Here is a 17,360-nt window from a genome sequence, read left to right as displayed (position 1 = left end):
CCATCTTACGCCCGGAACAGCTGAAGCGGATCGGTCTTGTACATGCCGAAGGCCGGACCGGCAGCGGACAGCGCTCCCAGCACGAGGGCGCCCGCAGCCAGCAGGCCTTCCCCGGGGGCGACGCTCCAGGCCTCCAGCCGAACCCCTGAGAAGCCGTACACCACATCGACGCTCATCCAGCTCCCCGCGTGGCCAGCCAGGAGCCCGAGCAGGAGCCCCGCTGCAGTCAGCATCATGCCTTCCCCCATGAAGGAGGCCCAGACGAAGCCTCGGGTCTTGCCGATCAGTCGCAGCAGCCCGGCGTCCCGCTTCCGTTCCTTGGCGGCCGCCAGCAGAGAAAGCATAAGCGTCATCGCCGCCAGCACGACGCACAGGGCAGTGACGACCTGCAGCACCTGGGACCCGGAGTCCACCAGGTTCACCACATCCGCCACGGCCTTACTGGAGAAGACGGCTTGAATATTATCCATGGCCTCGAATTGATTCCGCATGGCCATAGCGCCGGTTAAGGACTTCGGCTTGACGATGAGCGCCGTAACCTCCCGCTTCTCCGCACTCTCGGTGTGGTGCACGGCCCAAGCGTAATCCAGCGTGGTGAAGACCGCCCGGTCGTCCGGCGTATGAAGCTCTGGCAGGATGCCGACAACCCGGTACGCAAACCGCTCATGGGCCTCTTCCTCCTCGTGCTCCTCCCCCTCCTCTTCACCGGCGTGGGAGTCCTCTGCCAGTCCATGACCGCCATGGAACGTGTCACCAACCCGGAGTCCCGATTCCTTGGCCGCATACGAACCGAGCACCGCTTCTCCCGTTGCCGCATAGAGCTTGCCGGCCCGGAGCTTCTTGTCCCCGTACCGGACCGGGAAGTAACCGGGCTCGATGCCTACGATGGGAAGCCCGTTCAGATTATCGCCCGTCGTGATGGCGAACACCGATTCCGCTTCCGGGCTCCGCGAGGCCGTCTGCCAGGCCGAATAAGGAATGTTGCCCGTCGGGGTTCCCACATGATAGAAGGTGTTCATGGCCAACTGGGTCTCACTGCCGTCAGCTCCGATCACCAGCTCGAAGGGACCGTAGCCCGTCTCGGCTCCCTTCTCCACCCCTTCGGACACCTGCATCAGGAAGACCACCAGGGCCACGATCAGCGCCACAGACAGAACGGTCAGGAGGGAAAGCATCTTGCGGTGCAGCATATTGCGCCATACCAAATGTCCAGCCTTCATGCCCCGACCACCTCATCTTCCAAAAGCCGAACCGGCTGTCGCCTACCCGGATGAACCGCGGCGTTCAGGCTCTCCATCTGTACCCGTACCGGGTACAGCTCCGCCAAATGAAGATCGTGCGTGACCGTGACCAGCGTGGCGCCCTCTGTCTGAGACAGCTCCAGCAAGAGACGCATGGTTTCCCCTGCCGTCTCCCAATCCAGGCTTCCCGTCGGCTCGTCGGCCAGCACCAGTGCCGGCCTGTTGATGAGGGCGCGGATCATGGCCACCCGCTGCTGCTGGCCCCGGGAGAGCTGCGATGGCAGGTGGTCCATCCGCTCCTCCAGACCCACCCGGCCGAACCATTCCTCCAGCAGCCGGCGGCGCGACTTGCCCTTCAGGCGGACATCCAGCGTCAGCTCCACATTTTGCCGGGCCGTCAGGGAACCGATGAGGTGAAAGTCCTGCATGATGTACCCGATTCTCGAGGCGCGGAACCGGTCCCTCTCCGCCTCCCCCATCCGGTGAAGCGGCATGCCGCAAACCGTGATCTCTCCCCCGTCGGCGGTCAAGATGCCGCTCAAGAGATGAAGAAGCGTGCTCTTGCCGCATCCGCTGGGGCCGAGGAGTGCCAAGCGCTCCCCCTCCCGGACGGTCCACTCGGGGATGTGCAGGATGGGAAGCCGGGTCTGTGTATGGGTATAGGTCTTGACGACCTGTTGTAGCCTGATCATAAGCATGAACCTCCTGACATTGGAAAAAGAGACAGGGGAACGCGCGGTTCCCCTGTCCGACAGCCTATGGCTTACGATTATTGCAAGTTGATCCGTTCGGACAGCCCATCCCAGGTCATGGTCTTGCCGGTCAGTTGGTTGAAGGCACTCAGGGGCAGGTACAGCTTATCGTTGTCGATGTCCGCCGTCAGGCTGGATGCGGCACCGTTCCAGGCTACCGCCTTGGTGTCCACATGGACGGACAGCTTATTGGCGCCGGAGGACAAGATTACGCTGCGTTCCGCTTCGTTGTAAGCTACCGTCACGCCCAGTTTGGCGGCCAGCGCTTTGGCGGGGAAGAGCACCTCGTTGCTGCGGGTGATCTTGAATTTCGGGTACAGGTACTTGGACTGCATCTCCTTCGTGGCGGCTTCCAGATCTACGCCGATAATCGAGGCGGAAGCTTTGGCGATGTCGGTGTTGTCCACCTGGCCGGTGACCTTGGAGGCGATGGGACCGTATGCCCATACGCCCACATCCACTGCGGAGTGGCCATGGCCGGACCAGCCCACCAGGAGGCGCTTGGATACCACCGCGTTGAAGCCGCCTTCGCGGCCGTAGGAGGAGCCGTCGCCGGCGAGAATGGCTGCCGCTTCCGCATCGGAGAGGTCCGTGATCCAAGTGTTGTCGGTCACGATCTTCTTCACGTCATCCGTGGTTTTGGCCGCCTTCAGAGCGGTGCCGATGGTCTCAGAGGACTTCTTCTGCTTATCCCACAGGTCGAAGTTTATCTCGTAGATATTGTCGCGGGACAGGGACAGGCCCCCGGTCTCGTGGTCCGCCGTGATAACGACGGAGGTGTTGCCGTTCTTCTTGGCGAAGTCCATGGCCACCTTCACGGCTGCGTCGAAATCCAGCACCTCCTGGACGGTGGTCGGGAAGTCGTTGGCATGGGACGCGTGGTCGATCCGGCCGCCCTCAATCATGATGGCGAAGCCGTTCTTGTCCGTGGACAGAAGGTCGAGGGCCTTCTGGGTCATTTTGGCCAGGCTCGGAACCGCTTCAGACCGGTCCAGGGTATAGTCCACGTGGGAGCTGTTGAACAGCCCCAGCGCCTTGGAGCCCTTGATGGCGTCAAGACCCTTGGCATCGTAGGCCACCTCGTAGCCCTTGGACTGGAATTCGCCGATGATGTTTTTGTCCGGACGCTTGCCCTTCTCGTCCTTCGTGACGAAGAACTGCTTGCCGCCGCCGAAGAGCACGTCTACGCCGCTGGCCAGGTATTGGGTGGCGATGGCGTTCTCATTGTCCCGGCTGCGCACGTGGGAGGCATATACGGCCGGTGTTGCGTGGGTGATCCGCGCGGTGGTGACCAGGCCGGTCGCTTTGCCTGCTTTCTCGGCCGCTTCGATGACGGAGGCGTAAGGCACGGAGACGTCTTCGTTGGAAATGCTGATGCCCGCGTTATAGGTTTTGTGCCCGGTCGCAAAAGCGGTTCCCGCCGATGCGGAGTCGGTCACGATCCCGGAGACCACCACGCCGCCGTCTTCTCCTTTGTCCGCGTATGTAGTCGCCTGGCCGACATAGTAGCTGTCGAGCTCCAGGTGGTCAATGCCCTTCATGTATTTCAGATAATTGCGCCCTGCCGTCACCTGGGCGGGTCCCATGCCGTCGCCGATCAGGACGATCAGGTTTTGGGATGCGGGGGCGGGCTTAGCCGTATCTGCCGCGAATACCGGCGCTTGTGCCACCGGGATCAGAGTCAGTGCCAAACCGCCGGCCAGCATCGTTTGTGCAAGCTTCTTCAATTTTGTTTCCTCCCTATGGGTGTGTAGTCGCATGCGTCTGTCTGACGCTAGTTCCCATCATAAGGGAGCACTGTTAAATTCACGTCAACGCCTGTCCGGGGACTGTTCGGGAATTGTTAACGGGTTATGTTTTTTTTGTAAAGGCCGTCCGTAACGCGGAGCTGAGGATAAAAAAACCAAGGAGCTGAGCGCGGAATGATCGCTTAGCTCCTTGGTTTCTGATTTGTAACTGCGGCTGCAGGAGCCCGCAGGCTTGTTTCGCCGCTTTAAGGCGGCTGGAAGCCTTATTGGGTCGGCGCATCGATTCGCGCCCCATTTAAGGTTTCCCTCCGCCTTATCGCTTCGGAGCCCGGAACCTGCGCGACTGGTGCGCCGATATAAGGCGGCTGGCTTCGGCGGAGCGATCCGCGCCCCATTTAAGGCTTCCATCGCCTTAACAGGAGCTACCGGTTCTTGCGCCGCTTCGCTTCCAGAAGACGGCTCATACGGTCGCCGCCGGAAGCCTCTTCTGCCTGCTCCGGGGGACGGTCGGTGCCTGTACCCTCCTCAGGTGCAGCAGCCGCACGGGGCGTGGCCGGGCCGTTCGAGCCCAGCTGCGGCTTAGCCGATCGGCCGGCTGAACCGCCGGAAGGCGTGCCGCTGCCCGACCGCGGTAAAGCATCGCCGGAATCAGACGAAGCCGTCGCGGCACCCGGCGGCGCTGAACCAGCTGCCGGTGTATCCCGGCTGCCGGCGGGCTCCTCCTTCCGGAAGCGGGGGGCCAGCTTCTCCTTCCGCCGGCCCAGCCGGTCGAAGGTCGTCGGACCTGCCGCCGATGCCTGCCCGCTCTCCCCAGTACGTGGCTGCAAGGGGCGCAGCAGGCGGATCACTGCAGCGGTCCATTTCTCCCAAGGCAGCGTAATCCGCCGGACAGCAATGTCCGCCAGGAACAGCAGCAGGGCTGCGGCCAACAGCAGTTGGGCCAGATCCGTCCGCTCCTTCTGCCCGCTCGGAGGCAGGCGGAACACGTCCTCCGGCTTCTCCATGCTCAGCAGCCGGCCTCCGGTCATTGCGGCCAGCTGCCGGAGCAGCTCTTCTCCGCCGGACGACACCTGCAGCCGGTATTCCTGCGAATAGGGGATGACGAAGCCTGTTGCAGCTCCAAGAGAGGCGCCATTCGAAGCGGTGATGCGGGCCATATACACCCCCGCCTGATTCCGGGACAGCTTGGCGCTGTATTCCCCCGGACCTTCCGGAGTCAGCACCGTTTCCGTCTTGTTCAGGCGCTCATCAGTGACCTCCAGCTTCATGGCGGTTTCCACCGTCTCCGCTTTGGTCTTGACGGTAACCGCTGCTTCCCCGCCTTCCGTTCGGACCGACAGCTCATAGGGCTGAGCCTGGAACTCGGAGAAGGTCCACTTCACCACGCCGGTCACGAAGTCGGGGAACCGCGACCAGGCGGTCCATTCCTTGGACCACTTGCCCGTCACGTCGCTGGTCCATGCCACGGCTTTGCCCGCCCCGTACCGCCAGCGGGCCAGGACCGGGTCCGGCTCCGGCGACCATAAGGCGACCTCCGCCGTTTCCTTGGGCGTAGCCGCCACGTAGCCGGTCAACGGAGGCAGCCCGCCCGCCAGCAGCCCCGCCCAGTCCGCCCCCTGCCCGGCGGCAGGCACGAAGGGCTTCTCCACCGCATAGGTGCGGGTCATCAGCACAGCCTCCCGGCTGAAGATTGCCGGCACGGTGCTGATGTCCGAGGCAAAGTAATACCGGCCCTTGGCCAGCCGGGCAATCCGTTCCAGCAGCCCGACGTCGGCTCCGTCGCCGATGCCCACTGTGGAGACGGTGATGTTCTGCTCCGCCATTCGGCCGGCCAGGGCTTCGTAGCTCTCCGGACCGGAGGACTGTCCGTCCGTCAGCAGAATGATGTGCTTGCGCTGCGCTTCGGTCTCCGCCAGGCGGTCGTAAGCCTCCTTCAGCGCAGGATAGATTTCGGTCCCGCCATCCGCCCGGATCGACAGAATGTCCCGCTTGACCTTCTCCTTATCCTCCAGCTTCCCGGGCTTCACCACCCACCAGGGAGAGCCGTCGAAAGCCAGGACGCCCACCGTATCCTTCGGCCGCAGCAGATCCACGCTCCGAACGGCTGCCTCTTGGGCGAGACGGATCTTCTCCCCCTCCATGCTGCCGGACTTGTCGATGACCAGCATGAGGGCGAGCGACGGAATCTCCCGCTTCCCCTTCAGCTCCATATCGACCGGAAGCGCCCGCTCCACCGGCGTCTGAAAATACCCGCCCAGACCATAGGACTGGTCACCGCCCAGCATGACGAGACCGGTGCCGTATTCCTTCACCGCCTGCTCCAGCCGCTCCATCTGCCCTTGGGACAGACGGGTGGCCGGCACATTGTTCAAGAGAATGCTCTCGTACCGGCTGTAATCCGGCAGCTCCTGGGGCAGCATCTCCGGCGGCACCGTCTCATAAGCCATAAATGCAGAGGCGAAGGCCGATTCGAGATTTTTCGAGGAACCGGACTCCCCCTCTACGATCAGCACCTTCGACTGCCCCTCCACCCGTGCAAAAGCATACCCCGCATTGTTGGCCGGCATGCCGTCGGAGGAAAGGAAGATCTCGGCCCGGTAACGGTGAAGCCCTGCCTCCCTGGCCAGTGCGGGAAACGCAAAGCGGTTCTCGCCCTTCTCCAGACGAACCTGCAGAGCGGCCAGCTCGGTCTGATCTTCATAGAGGCGCAGCACCGCATCGGACTGGACCGTGCTCATGACCGTCGTCTCTACGTCATAGGCCTCGCCCCGGTACAGCTTCTCCGGCACCTTCAGGCTGTCCACCGCCGCATCAGGCACGCTTCGCTCCGGCATATAGAGCACATCCACCGGCATCCCCCGGTTTTTCAGGAGCTTGCCCTCCTGAAGCGCACGGCCCGCATTCTCCCGCCCGTCGGTCATCAAAACCAGTCTTCCGCCTTCTCGGGGCGGCACCAAACCGGCTCCAAGCCGAAGCGCAGAGGACAGGTCCGTCCACTGCGTATTGAGCTTCGCTCCGAGGGTGAATCGGTCCAGCGGCTCCACCGAGACGGAGCGCTCCCCTGCCGGTGCCGCGCCAAAGGAAAGAACCCCTGTCCGGTCATCCGGTTGTTTAGATGCGGCAGCCTTCTGGATAAAGTCCTCCGCCTGGCCGGCGTCTGGCATGCTGTCCGACCGGTCCGCCAGGAAGACGACCGTGGTCCGGTCCACGGAAGTGAACCATTCCACACCGGCTATCGCCAGAATCAACAGACCCATGACGGTAAGCCGAAGCGTCACGGCTATGATCCGCCGAACGCCGGCAAGCCGGGTCTGCTCCCGGAGAAGCCACCAGCTGTAGAGTCCGAGAAGCGGAAGCATTAGTAGCAGCCATGGCTCCTTAACCTGTATGCCCACGCCGGTACACCTCCCATTCCCAGAACAGTACCGCCAGCATGGCAGCCGCCAGCCATGCGGTCATGGGGATCCGCCGGCGGGCTGCATCTTCGGGTCCCGTTCCTTCCGTATTCCCAAGGGACGAATTTCCCTGATTCCCTGTCCAAAAATCCAGCTCCGGCGCCAGCCGGAGGTCCGATTCCTTCAGATCCGCAGCAACGGCAGCCAGTCTGGACCGGACGGTCCGGCCTTCGGCATCGGACTCTGTCAGCCGATATAGACCAGGCCGGTCAGGGAGCTTGACCGTCATCTCCGTTCCGGGAAGGGTCTCCGGCATGGCGGCGTCCGTGCCCGCCCCCTCTACGAGCTCCCACCGTGCGGAGGACGACCTGGGCGACCAGGAGGCCTCCACCGCTTCCCCCGCCACGCCGCTGCCCAGCACGTCGCCGGCTTCGGCTGTCATCCATTCCACCGCATTCCGGGTCAGAATAGGAAAATCCGGTCGCAGCGCCAGATCGCTCTCTTCCAAAGCAAAGGTAAAGACCAGTCTCCGTTTACCCGAATCTCCTCCCGCCAGCACCAAGGGTACTTCCCCTGACGACACCACCGGCTCCAATCCGGCCGTATCACTGAGGGGGACCGCTTCGGCCACGTGCACCTGGTCCCATCCGACATACCTGAGAACCGGGTGCTGGCGGATGCGGGGAGCGCTTCCCGCCTTGGCGCTGCCCGCCTTCCCTCGTTCTGCTCCAATAGACCAGACCGGCTTCTCCTCCAGCAGCTTGCGTATCCCTGACAAAGACGAATCTTCCGGGGAAATGCCGTCCAATACGACCAGATCCGCCGGAGTCCGGGGTTGGGCGTAGCCCGTTTCCGTACGCTGGAGCTTCACGACGTCGGCCCCGGCCAACAGAAGCGCCTTCTCCAGGAACAGATTGCCCGGGCTGACCAGCCATACGGTTCGCTTCGCTCCTCCAGGAGGGAAGGCGAAGGCTTCATTATCTGTGTTGAGTCCATCGGGCTCTGCGCGAAGGGAAAGCCGGTACCAGCTGGCAGCGGGAAGCGCCGGGAAGGTCAGAACCCGATCCTCGCCGGGAGACAATGCGGTTTTCTCCACCGAGACCAGCCGGTTCTCCGCATAGATCGAGGCCTCCGCCGTGGCAGGCTCGCTGCCCCAGTTGCGTACGGTCGCCATAGCTTGAGAGCCGGCCTCCGGACCGGATGCGCCGGAAGCGCCTAAAGCAGCGCGCGCTGCACTGAAGCGGACAATCCCCACGCTGGCGTCGCCTTTTCCCTGTACCCTCAGCACAGCGGGCGGCACTTGAAGGCCCAGGGACTCCGTCCCTTCGGCCCACTGCCCATCCGTAGCAAAATAGAGCCGGCCTCCGCTCTCCGCCGCCAATGAAGCTCCTAACGACAGTGCTTCCTTGTACGCCGGCTTGCCGGGAACAGGCTCAATGCCTGCCATAGCCGTCTCCAGTTTCTTTCGTTCCGTCTCCCGGGACAGCAGAACCTCCGGCTCCTCCCCCAGCAGGACCAAGGAAAAGGAATCGGATCCGCTGCGTTCCGCATGGCGGAGAATCGCATGTTTGGCTGCTTCGAGCCGGGTGAGAGGGCTTGTAGCGTTTCCTGAAGATTCCACCGAGGCCACAGCCGCCATACTGGCAGATGCGTCCAACACGTACACGGCCGACCCTCCTGCCGCTCCCTCCAGCCGAATAAACCATCCGGCCACTCCAAGAACGGCCAAGAGGGCCGCCAACAACTGGAGGAGCATCAAGAGGCGGCTCCGCAGCTTTTGCCAGGGACGGTTGGCTTCCATTTCCTTCAGCACGCGGTTCCACAGCAGGTGGCTGGACACGGGGGTGTCGGCGTACTTCCGCTTCAGCAGGTAGAACAATAGAATGACCGGAAGGCTGAGTCCCAGCCAGAGACCCGACACCGATTCAAAGCCCATGATGCGGCCACCTCCTTGTATGGAATGCAGATTCGAGAATAAGCGAAGCCTTCAGGATTGGAAAAAACCTTCGTGCCGCAAGCTCTTCAGCAACGTTTCCTCCAAAGGTGTGGAGGTCAGGACCAGCGCGTAAGCGACGCCCCTCTCCCGGCAGAACGCTTCAAGCCCGGCCGTATACCGCCGCAAGGCTTCGCGGTAAGCTCCCAGAACACCCGCACTAACGGCCACCTCCTTGCCCTCTCCGGATTCGACGTCGATAAGCCTGAGATCCCCGGCCAAGCTAGGCTCCCACTCCTCTTGGGACAGCACCTGAACGACCCGAACCTCCTGACGGGCCGCCAAGAGAGCCAGAATCGACTCCTCCACGCCCGACGGAAACAGAAAATCGGAGAAGATCCAAGCCTGGCCCGGCCGGGAAGGAAGGTAAGCCGGCTTCATAAAGACGGATGCCAGATCCCCTCTGGGCTCCAGCCGGTCTTGAGACAGAAACTCCAGCAGCCGGTGCAGGGAGCCCTTGCCCCTCAGAACCGGCTGTCGAGCCGTTACGGACTCGCCGAATACTTGGACGTTCACGCTGTCGTACCCGCACAGCGCCGCATACCCGACGCAGGCCGCCAGCCGGCGTGCATACAGATCCTTGCTCACGGTCCGGTCCCCCGCCGGATCTGCACCGGTGAAGCCCATCGATGCCGAGGCATCCACATACAGGGATACAGGCAGCTCCTGTTCATCCATATACACCTTGATGTAGGGGCGGCCGGTCTTGGCGTAGGCATGCCAATCCAGCTTGCGAAGCTCGTCGCCCGGGGCATAAGCCCGGTAATCGGCGAATTCCATGGAGCTGCCGGTTCGTCCGGAACGCCGCTTCCCCTGGATGGAGCCCCGGACCCGGCTCCGGGCCAAGAGAGCCATCCGCTCGACCTTCAGGAGCAGCTCCGGGGGCACCAGCGCCGGACGTCCGCTTGTGGAGGGAGGAATCATCTGTTCACCTGCTGCTTTCCAACCGGTCCAGAATGTCTTGAACCAGAAGGTCGGGAGAGATCCCGGAGGCCTGCCCTTCGAAGTTCAGGATTAGCCGGTGGCGCAGCGCCGGAACCGCCGTTGCCCGGATATCTCCATAGGAGACCTGCAGCCGTCCCGCCATTAAGGCCCGCACCTTGGCTGTGGAGATGATGGACTGGATCCCCCTGGGACCGGAGCCGAAGCGGACGTACTGCTTGACGGAACCGGGGGCTTCCGGCTCCTCTGGATGGGTCATGAGCAGCAGGCGTACTGCATAATCCAGCACTTCCTCCGCCAGCAGGATCTCCTTGGCCCCCTGCCGTACCTCTTCCAGCCATGCGCCGCCTGCAACCTTATCCGGAGAACCGGAGAACGCCGAGGTGGTGCGGATGACGATTTCCTTCAGCTCTTCCCTGGACGGAAAAGAGACGTTGATCTTCAACAGGAACCGGTCCAGCTGGGCCTCCGGCAGCGGATACGTCCCCTCCTGCTCCAGCGGGTTCTGGGTGGCCAGCACGAAGAAGGGCCTGGGCAGCCGATACGTCTCGGTGCCGGCAGTGACGGTCTGCTCCTGCATGGCTTCCAGCAGAGCACTCTGCGTCTTGGGCGTGGCTCTATTGATCTCGTCCGCCAGGATCAAGTTTCCGAATAACGGTCCCTGCTGGAAGCGGAACCTGCTTCCCCCGCCATCCGAGGGCTGCAGAATGTTCGTGCCCGTAATGTCCGACGGCATCAGATCCGGGGTGAACTGGATCCGGGAGAACTGCAGCTCCAGCGCATCGGCCAGGGTCCGGACCAGCATGGTCTTGCCCAAGCCGGGTATTCCCTCCAGCAGAGCATGGCCCCCGGCCAGAATGCACCATAAGAGCTGCTCCGTCACCTCCTGCTGCCCGACGATGATCCGGCCGATCTCCTCCTTCAGACGGTGGACCGTATCCACCCAGCCCTGCAGCTGTTCCTTGGATTCCAACATGGAAGGCAGACTCCTCTCGTATCGTTACTGGGGATTGATCTCTGTAAAATAGTTCCTTACCAGATCCTTCATCTTGTCCGGCAGGCCGCTCCGGTTCAGCGATTGGGACGCTTCGGACTCGTACTGCCGGTAAACCTCCTGGTAAGGGAGGCTTGCTCCGCCTGCGGCAGGCGCCGGGAGACCGGTAGGACCGGTCTCCCCCTGGCCGGGGCCGAGTGGCCCCGTATCCCCGACGGGCTTGCCGCCTCCGGCGGACTCCGCGGGCACGGTCACGAGGCTGCGGTTTCCGCTGCCGGTCCCCGCTCCTGCGCCGCCCTGGCCCGCTCCTGCGCCGCCCTGGCCCGCTCCTGCGCCGCCTTGGCCCGCTCCTGCGCCGCCCTGGCCCGCTCCTGCGCCGCCTTGGCCCGCTCCTGCGCCGCCCTGGCCCGCTCCTGCGCCGCCCTGGCCCGCTCCTGCGCCGCCCTGGCCCGCTCCTGCGCCGCCCTGGCCCGCTCCTGCGCCGCCCTGGCCCGCTCCTGCGCCGCCCTGGCCCGCTCCCGCGCCGCCCTGGCCCGCTCCCGCGCCGCCTTGGCCCGCCCCTGCGCCGCCCTGGCCCGCTCCTGCGCCGCCCTGGCCCGCTCCTGCGCCGCCCTGGCCCGCTTCCGCGCCGGCCGAGGCCAACGCAGCCGCGAGCCCCTGCGGGTCCCATGCGGGCGAGAGGGCCTCGCCGCGGGCAGCCAGCTGCTCCGCCAGCGCCTGGCCCGAGCGGGCCAGCCCTGCCGCCGCTTGAGCCGACGCCCCAGCGGCGCCGTCACTTGCGGCTGCGGCGGCAAGGCCGCCCGCCAGGGCCTGCTCCAGCGCGGCCAGCGCCTCCGGGCTAAGCGGAGCCGATGCTCCGCCAGCCGCCTGCTTCGCAGCGGCCGTCTGGAGCTCACCGGCCAGAGCCTTCAGTGCACGCGCTTGCGCTTCGGCCGCCGCAGCCGCTTCGGGACCGGCCTGCTTCGCCGCTTCCGCCGCCTGGCGGGCCAGCGCGTCCAGCCGTTCCGCAAGCTTCCGCTTGGCTTCGGCATCCATCGTTTCCGCCGACTGACGGAGCGACTCCGTCCCCCGGCCCAGCCTCGACGGGTCCCGGGCGGCCATGGCTTGAGCCAGCTCCTTCAGAGCCGGCTCCTCCGCTTGACGCCAAGCATCAGCCGCTTTGCCGTTCTGCATGGCCTCCTTGGCTTGCCGCTCCTGAAGCTGCTTCAGCTCCTTCAGCTTCTGCTCCAGCGCATCCAAGGCCATCTTCGCATCCTTGGAATCGGCAAGCTCCCCGTCTAGCTCACGCAGGGATGCTTCCAGCTCTTGGGATGCAGCTTCGGGAAGCCGTTCCTTCTTCAGCGCCTCCAGCTGCTTCTGGGTCTCATGCCGCTGCTCCGTGATCATCGCCTGCCCTTCCCGCCGTTCCTGAATCACCCGATCCATCGGGTTCGGCAGCAGCAGAAGCAGCAGCAGGACCACGAGCGCCGCTCCGGCGGCATACAGCTCCCTGCGTCTCCAATGATAGGGCAGGTGCTCCTCCAAGCGCTCCAGATATCGGCCCGCATGTTCTTCGGCATCCGCCTTCTGCAGCCGGGCTATGGGCGTGTCCGTCCCCGTATAGGCCAGCGCCGTCGAGAGACGCTCGTCCAGTCCGGAGGCATCCATCACGCGTGCGGTCTCGGCCAGATCCGGCCGCTTGGTCCATCCGTAAAGCATACCGGCCGCCAAACCTGCTCCAATCCATGCTGGGACGAGGAGCCGGTACCCTGGAACCGGCAGCAGGTAAGCCGCTCCCGCCCACAACACAGCGGAGCCCATTCCAGCCGCCAGTCCGGCCTGAAGGCCGGAAAACAGCCGGAGCCGGATCAATCGCATTCTTGTGCGGCCCAACTGCTGCTCCAATCTGGGTTTCGCCATTCCCGGCACCTCCCTCGTCATCATCGCTTGGAACCGGCCCCTGCAGCCACGAGCCGGCTTACTTTTGGTTCCGGTAGACCGGTCTCAAGAACCTCACGCTAAGTGACAGCAGCGCGCAGGAGACTACGGTGTAGGACGGAACGAACACATACCACAGCTGCATGCCGGAGGCCCGGCCGAATATTTCCTTCGAGAAATCGGGACTGAAGATGCTGATCAGCGTCCCCATGGGATTGAGCCCCAGCACGAATCCGGGTCCCCAGCCGCCGCCTTGGAAGAACGTCGCGTAGAGGAAAATGGCCGCAAGCCCGGTCCCTCCGAACATCAGGAGGGCGGCCCCGTAGGTCACGATGACGGAAACCATGGTTTTCTTCAGCACGGTGGAGAAGAAGACCCCGAAGGACCCCAGCACGAACATAACGAACAAATAGAAGAGAAATACCCACAGCAGCTGCGAGGGAGCGATGCCTCCGAAGAGGAACACGATACTGTACACCGGCAGGGTGGCGATGATCAGGAGAACCATGAAGCTTAACGACGACACCAGCTTGCTCAGCACGATGGTCACGGAGCTCTGCTGGGTCGTAAGCAGAATGTTCAGCGTTTGCTTCTCCCGCTCCCCGCTGACAACTCCGGCCGTCAACCCCGGCGTCATGAAGGCGATCAGGATAAGCTGGGCGCCGGACAGAAAGTAGAAGAGCTCGCGGCTTCGGTTCGGGTTAAACGGGTAGCCCGCCCCGGAAGTGCTCATATTCATGTAGATGAAGCCCATGGCCAGCAGGACGACCACGAGGACGTAGAAGAGCACCGACAGCGGTGAGCGAAGCGTGCGCATCCGGAGCCGGAACTCCTTCTCGAGGACCGGGTTGATCCATTTTTGCTGCGATATCATGCCTTCGCCCCCTTCGTGATCTCCAGGAAGACGTCCTCCAGATTCGTCTCCATCTCATGGAATGTCAGTACCTGGTAACCCAAACCAATCATGCGGACGAGCAGCTCCGTCTGATCGGCGTCCTGACCTGTAAAGTGGACATGGATGCCCTTCTCGTCCTGCAGCACCATGGTGACGAGAGGCTCGTCGCGCAGGAACGCCACGGCCGCTTCCTCCTTCTCCAACAGGCGGATGTGCAGCACCCGGTTGACCCGCATGCGGTTCTGAATGTCGGCTACCCGCCCTTTGGCGATGAGCTTGCCCTGCTCGATGACGCCGATCTCATCCACCATCTCCGCCAGCTCGGGCAGGATGTGGGAGGAGATCAAGATGGTTTTGCCCATGGCCTTCAGCTCCTTCAGGATCTCGCGCATCTCGATGCGGGCGCGGGGATCCATCCCGGAGGCCGGCTCGTCCAGAATCAAGAGCTCCGGATCATGGACCAGACAGCGGGCCAAGCACAGCCGCTGCTTCATGCCGCGGGAGAGGGAATCGACGTAGAAATCCTTCTTATCCGACAGGTTGACCAGATCCAGCAGCTGGGGAATCATCTGCTGCCGCTCCTGTCTGGGAATGCCGTAGCTGGCCCCGTAGAAATCCAGGTACTCCACCGTCTTGAAGCTGTCGTACACGCCGAAGAAATCCGGCATATACCCGATCAGCTTGCGGACCTCGCCCGGATGCCGGGTGACCTCGAAGCCTCCGACCTCCGCCGTCCCATATGTCGGCGCCAGCAAGGTGGCCAGAATGGACATGGTCGTGGACTTGCCGGCACCGTTCGGTCCGACGAAGCCGAACACCGTCCCCTTGTCCACCGTCAGATTCAGCTCATGCAGTGCCGTGAAGCTGCCGTACATCTTCGTTAATCCGCGCGTCTCGATCATGGGGCCGCCCTCCCTTCCAAGGCCAAGTCCGGGAACCGGGTCAGGCCGTTCTGTCTCATCGTCAGCTTCACCTTCAGCGTGCGCCCGTCTCCCGTCCAATAATTCTTCAGCTCCGTCCCGTCCGGGAGCGCGTCGAGCGGCTCGTACTGCTGCTTCTTCTCATTCCAGATCTCATAACGTTCATGGCCGGACACGGCATATACCGCCTTGTCCGTCAAACGCTCGTAGACGACGCCGTCCATCGCCGGAATGCGGTAGGCGAGCTCCGCTTCTCCTTGGTTCATCGGCAGATTGCCCGCCCAATCGGGGGATTTCATACTGGTGCCGGGGGTGATCACCACCGGCTTGATTTTGCCTAGAGGCAGATAGGCCGTACCTCCCGAAACCCGGTCCAGCTGAACCGGCTGCAGCCACAGCTTCCACTCGTCCGCAGTCTGCTCCGATCCGTTCACCGCCAGCTTCGTCTTGTTCTCGGACCGGCTGAAGCCAAGGATGAACGATTCGTCCATCTGCTGCTGACGACGCTCAATGACGGCTTGAAGCAGCGCCCGCTGATGGCTCTTCTCGTCGTTCGATCCGTGAAACGGGAAGATCGTGTTGCCCAGATTGGAGATGTGGGAGCCAGCCAGTCCTCCAACCAGCTTGGAGCTATCCAAGGCGGCGGTGTCTCCAGCCTTCAAGTCTCCCAAGGCATACCATTGGCTGCCCGAATAGAAATAGACGTCATTCAAGTTCATCTTCAACCCGTTCCGGAATTCTCCCTTGGGTGAACCGCCTGCAAAGGTCAGGGAATATCCGATGCTGCCGGCCTCCTGCTCCTTGCTTCCGTAGAACCATGCTTTGCGCACGGACCAATAAGGCACTCCCGTAAACTTGATGTCGGAGCCCTCCGTCTTCCGTGTGACGAAGATGTCCGGATCACCCGTAAGCCCCGCTCCGCCTCCGTTATATCCGCTACCCAACGGGGAGCCATGGTCGTACCCATTGGCAGTCAAGGTGTAGGTGCCGCCCTTCGGAACGAAAGCTCCTACTGCCGTCGTTTCTCTGACCTGGCCTTTGCCGTTCAATTCGGACAGAGTCAGAGCTTGAACCATCGTGGAGCTCCGGTCCGACGCCCCGAACAGATAGATGCCGCCGCTGACCAGAATAGCCAGTCCAGGTATTGCCACCCAGGACCACTCCCGCTTGTCCAGCCGCTTCAGAACGAAATAGATGACGGGTCCGGCCAAACCGGCATACAGCAGAAGCACGATCATGAGCACCCGGTAGGAGGGCGGCACCATGGAAGGAAAATTCTCCAGCTGCTGGTTGATCTCGTTGTAGGCCGGACCGAAAATTCCGGGGCCAGGGCCGTTCCGGAAAGTGCCGGTTGCGCGAATCTCCTGCAGCAGCACTTGCTCCCACAGGTCGGCATTGCCCTGCCACGAGGCTAAGGGATGCTGCGACAGGTCATAGGCTACATAGAGAACCCGGCCAAGCCCCTCCCGCCCTTCTGCAATGAGGGGCAGACTCCCTTCCTTGAAGAGGGCTCGCCCTTCCTTCTTTAAGGTACCGGAGGAAACCGTAAACGCATTGTCCAGCTTCAGCGGCTTGCCGGCGGCTTGGGCTAAGGCATCCAGATGAGTCGTCGCTCCGGTTCCCGATACGGTAACCGGAGACAGCTCAAGCAAGGATGCCGGCGCCTTCGAATAAGCGGCGCCCCCTGCTAGAATCAGCGTGCCGCCCGATTGGACCCAGCTCTTCACGGCCGCCGTCTGCTCCGGCTTCCAATCTGCAGCCGCAACGTCGTTGACGACGATAGCGTCCAGCCCGTCCAACAGTTGGGCATCGCTGAACATCTCTCCCAAGCCAAGGGGAACCGTGCTCAGCGAATAGCCTCTCTGATTCAATAACGCCATATAATTCATCGTGTCCGGATCCCGGGCCAAGATACCGATCTGATAGTTGTCCACAGGCAGCTGCTGAACCGTGATGGACGGATTGCCGCCCTGGATCGGTATCCGCTTGCCTCCGTCCGCATCCCCGGCGTAGAACACCACCCGGTTGTTCTTCTCGTTCAAATGCATGCCGGGAAGCGCCAGCTCCACCGACTTGGTCGATCCCTTGGGCAAGTCCACATGAACATGGTAGCTGATGTCCTTGCCGTTGAACGGGGAGGCCAGCTCCACCGCCAGCTCACCGGACAAGTCGCTCCCCGGATTGGTCACCGTAATCTGAACAGGGAACCACCGGTCCTCCTTGGCCTTCCCCTGGTAGCCGGCTTCCACCTTCAGCTCCAGAGGGGCGGTCTCTGCCTTGGCCACACCGGGAACGGCCCAGCTTGCTGCCAATCCGGCCGCCAGAACGGCCAACGATGCCGTTTTCCATACGAATCCCCGCTTGTACCGGCCTGCCGCCGGTTCGAACGTTCTCTCCACCGCTCTCTTCCTTCCTGGGAAAATACTGTCTTAGGTTAAGACGTTGTGGCAGGCCCAAAAGTTCCGCCTGAATGGAACGCTTTTCCACAATAAACAAAAACCTTCAGATCCGCGGCAACAATTGCCGCTGATCTGAAGGTTCGATCCTCCGTCTGCCCGCAAGG

The 17,360-nt window shown here is 62.9% G+C and carries 11 protein-coding genes; all 11 read right to left on the bottom strand.

Features of this window, described 5'->3' with window-relative positions; all coding sequences use genetic code 11:
* Positions 1–5: 5 nt before the first annotated feature.
* The 11 genes from ACSEXW_RS11435 to ACSEXW_RS11385 all read right to left on the bottom strand — a co-directional run bounded on the left by ACSEXW_RS11435 (position 6) and on the right by ACSEXW_RS11385 (position 17,196).
* On the bottom strand, positions 6–1,220 hold the full coding sequence (locus ACSEXW_RS11435; protein WP_438446272.1) for an ABC transporter permease: 1,215 nt from the start codon (positions 1,218–1,220) through the stop codon (positions 6–8).
* Entirely contained in the window at positions 1,217–1,933 is a 717-nt protein-coding gene (locus ACSEXW_RS11430) for an ABC transporter ATP-binding protein (protein WP_438446271.1), read from the bottom strand. The genes ACSEXW_RS11435 and ACSEXW_RS11430 overlap by 4 nt, the downstream gene beginning before the upstream one ends.
* A gap of 77 nt (positions 1,934–2,010) precedes the next feature.
* Positions 2,011–3,753: an alkaline phosphatase gene (locus ACSEXW_RS11425; RefSeq protein WP_438446270.1), complete on the bottom strand. Its 1,743-nt coding sequence runs from the start codon at positions 3,751–3,753 to the stop codon at positions 2,011–2,013.
* A gap of 410 nt (positions 3,754–4,163) precedes the next feature.
* Positions 4,164–7,136 (bottom strand): VWA domain-containing protein, encoded by a 2,973-nt coding sequence (locus ACSEXW_RS11420; protein ID WP_438446269.1) that lies wholly within the window; start codon positions 7,134–7,136, stop codon positions 4,164–4,166.
* On the bottom strand, positions 7,120–9,072 hold the full coding sequence (locus ACSEXW_RS11415) for a vWA domain-containing protein (RefSeq protein ID WP_438446268.1): 1,953 nt from the start codon (positions 9,070–9,072) through the stop codon (positions 7,120–7,122). Before ACSEXW_RS11415 ends, ACSEXW_RS11420 begins: the two co-directional genes overlap by 17 nt.
* A gap of 51 nt (positions 9,073–9,123) precedes the next feature.
* A complete protein-coding gene (locus ACSEXW_RS11410; RefSeq protein WP_438446267.1) occupies positions 9,124–10,053 on the bottom strand; it encodes a DUF58 domain-containing protein in 930 nt (309 codons plus the stop codon).
* A gap of 4 nt (positions 10,054–10,057) precedes the next feature.
* On the bottom strand, positions 10,058–11,047 hold the full coding sequence (locus ACSEXW_RS11405; protein WP_438446266.1) for an AAA family ATPase: 990 nt from the start codon (positions 11,045–11,047) through the stop codon (positions 10,058–10,060).
* 24 nt (positions 11,048–11,071) lie between these two features.
* A complete protein-coding gene (locus ACSEXW_RS11400; RefSeq protein ID WP_438446265.1) occupies positions 11,072–12,964 on the bottom strand; it encodes a DUF8809 domain-containing protein in 1,893 nt (630 codons plus the stop codon).
* A gap of 58 nt (positions 12,965–13,022) precedes the next feature.
* The gene (locus ACSEXW_RS11395) at positions 13,023–13,856 is read right to left on the bottom strand and encodes an ABC transporter permease (protein ID WP_438446264.1); all 834 of its coding nucleotides are present in this window, start codon (positions 13,854–13,856) and stop codon (positions 13,023–13,025) included.
* Positions 13,853–14,779 carry an ABC transporter ATP-binding protein gene (locus ACSEXW_RS11390; protein WP_438446263.1) on the bottom strand — a complete coding sequence of 309 codons (927 nt, stop codon included), beginning with the start codon at positions 14,777–14,779 and terminating at the stop codon, positions 13,853–13,855. The genes ACSEXW_RS11395 and ACSEXW_RS11390 overlap by 4 nt, the downstream gene beginning before the upstream one ends.
* On the bottom strand, positions 14,776–17,196 hold the full coding sequence (locus tag ACSEXW_RS11385; protein ID WP_438446262.1) for a DUF8726 domain-containing protein: 2,421 nt from the start codon (positions 17,194–17,196) through the stop codon (positions 14,776–14,778). Before ACSEXW_RS11385 ends, ACSEXW_RS11390 begins: the two co-directional genes overlap by 4 nt.
* Positions 17,197–17,360 lie beyond the last annotated feature (164 nt).

The organism is Oryzibacillus soli (assembly GCF_051594765.1).
Classification (GTDB): domain Bacteria; phylum Bacillota; class Bacilli; order Paenibacillales; family NBRC-103111; genus Paenibacillus_AR.
Note: the sequence above shows the minus strand (reverse complement) of the source record. Positions and strands in the feature narration are given on the sequence as shown.

What these genes read in the sequence shown, in the direction of transcription:
- ACSEXW_RS11435 (WP_438446272.1), bottom strand. Translation starts at nt 1,220, where the DNA reads ATGAAGGCTGGACATTTGGTATGGCGCAATATGCTGCACCGCAAGATG.
- ACSEXW_RS11430 (WP_438446271.1), bottom strand. Translation starts at nt 1,933, where the DNA reads ATGATCAGGCTACAACAGGTCGTCAAGACCTATACCCATACACAGACC.
- ACSEXW_RS11425 (WP_438446270.1), bottom strand. Translation starts at nt 3,753, where the DNA reads ATGCGACTACACACCCATAGGGAGGAAACAAAATTGAAGAAGCTTGCA.
- ACSEXW_RS11415 (WP_438446268.1), bottom strand. Translation starts at nt 9,072, where the DNA reads ATGGGCTTTGAATCGGTGTCGGGTCTCTGGCTGGGACTCAGCCTTCCG.
- ACSEXW_RS11410 (WP_438446267.1), bottom strand. Translation starts at nt 10,053, where the DNA reads ATGATTCCTCCCTCCACAAGCGGACGTCCGGCGCTGGTGCCCCCGGAG.
- ACSEXW_RS11405 (WP_438446266.1), bottom strand. Translation starts at nt 11,047, where the DNA reads ATGTTGGAATCCAAGGAACAGCTGCAGGGCTGGGTGGATACGGTCCAC.
- ACSEXW_RS11400 (WP_438446265.1), bottom strand. Translation starts at nt 12,964, where the DNA reads ATGGCGAAACCCAGATTGGAGCAGCAGTTGGGCCGCACAAGAATGCGA.
- ACSEXW_RS11395 (WP_438446264.1), bottom strand. Translation starts at nt 13,856, where the DNA reads ATGATATCGCAGCAAAAATGGATCAACCCGGTCCTCGAGAAGGAGTTC.
- ACSEXW_RS11390 (WP_438446263.1), bottom strand. Translation starts at nt 14,779, where the DNA reads ATGATCGAGACGCGCGGATTAACGAAGATGTACGGCAGCTTCACGGCA.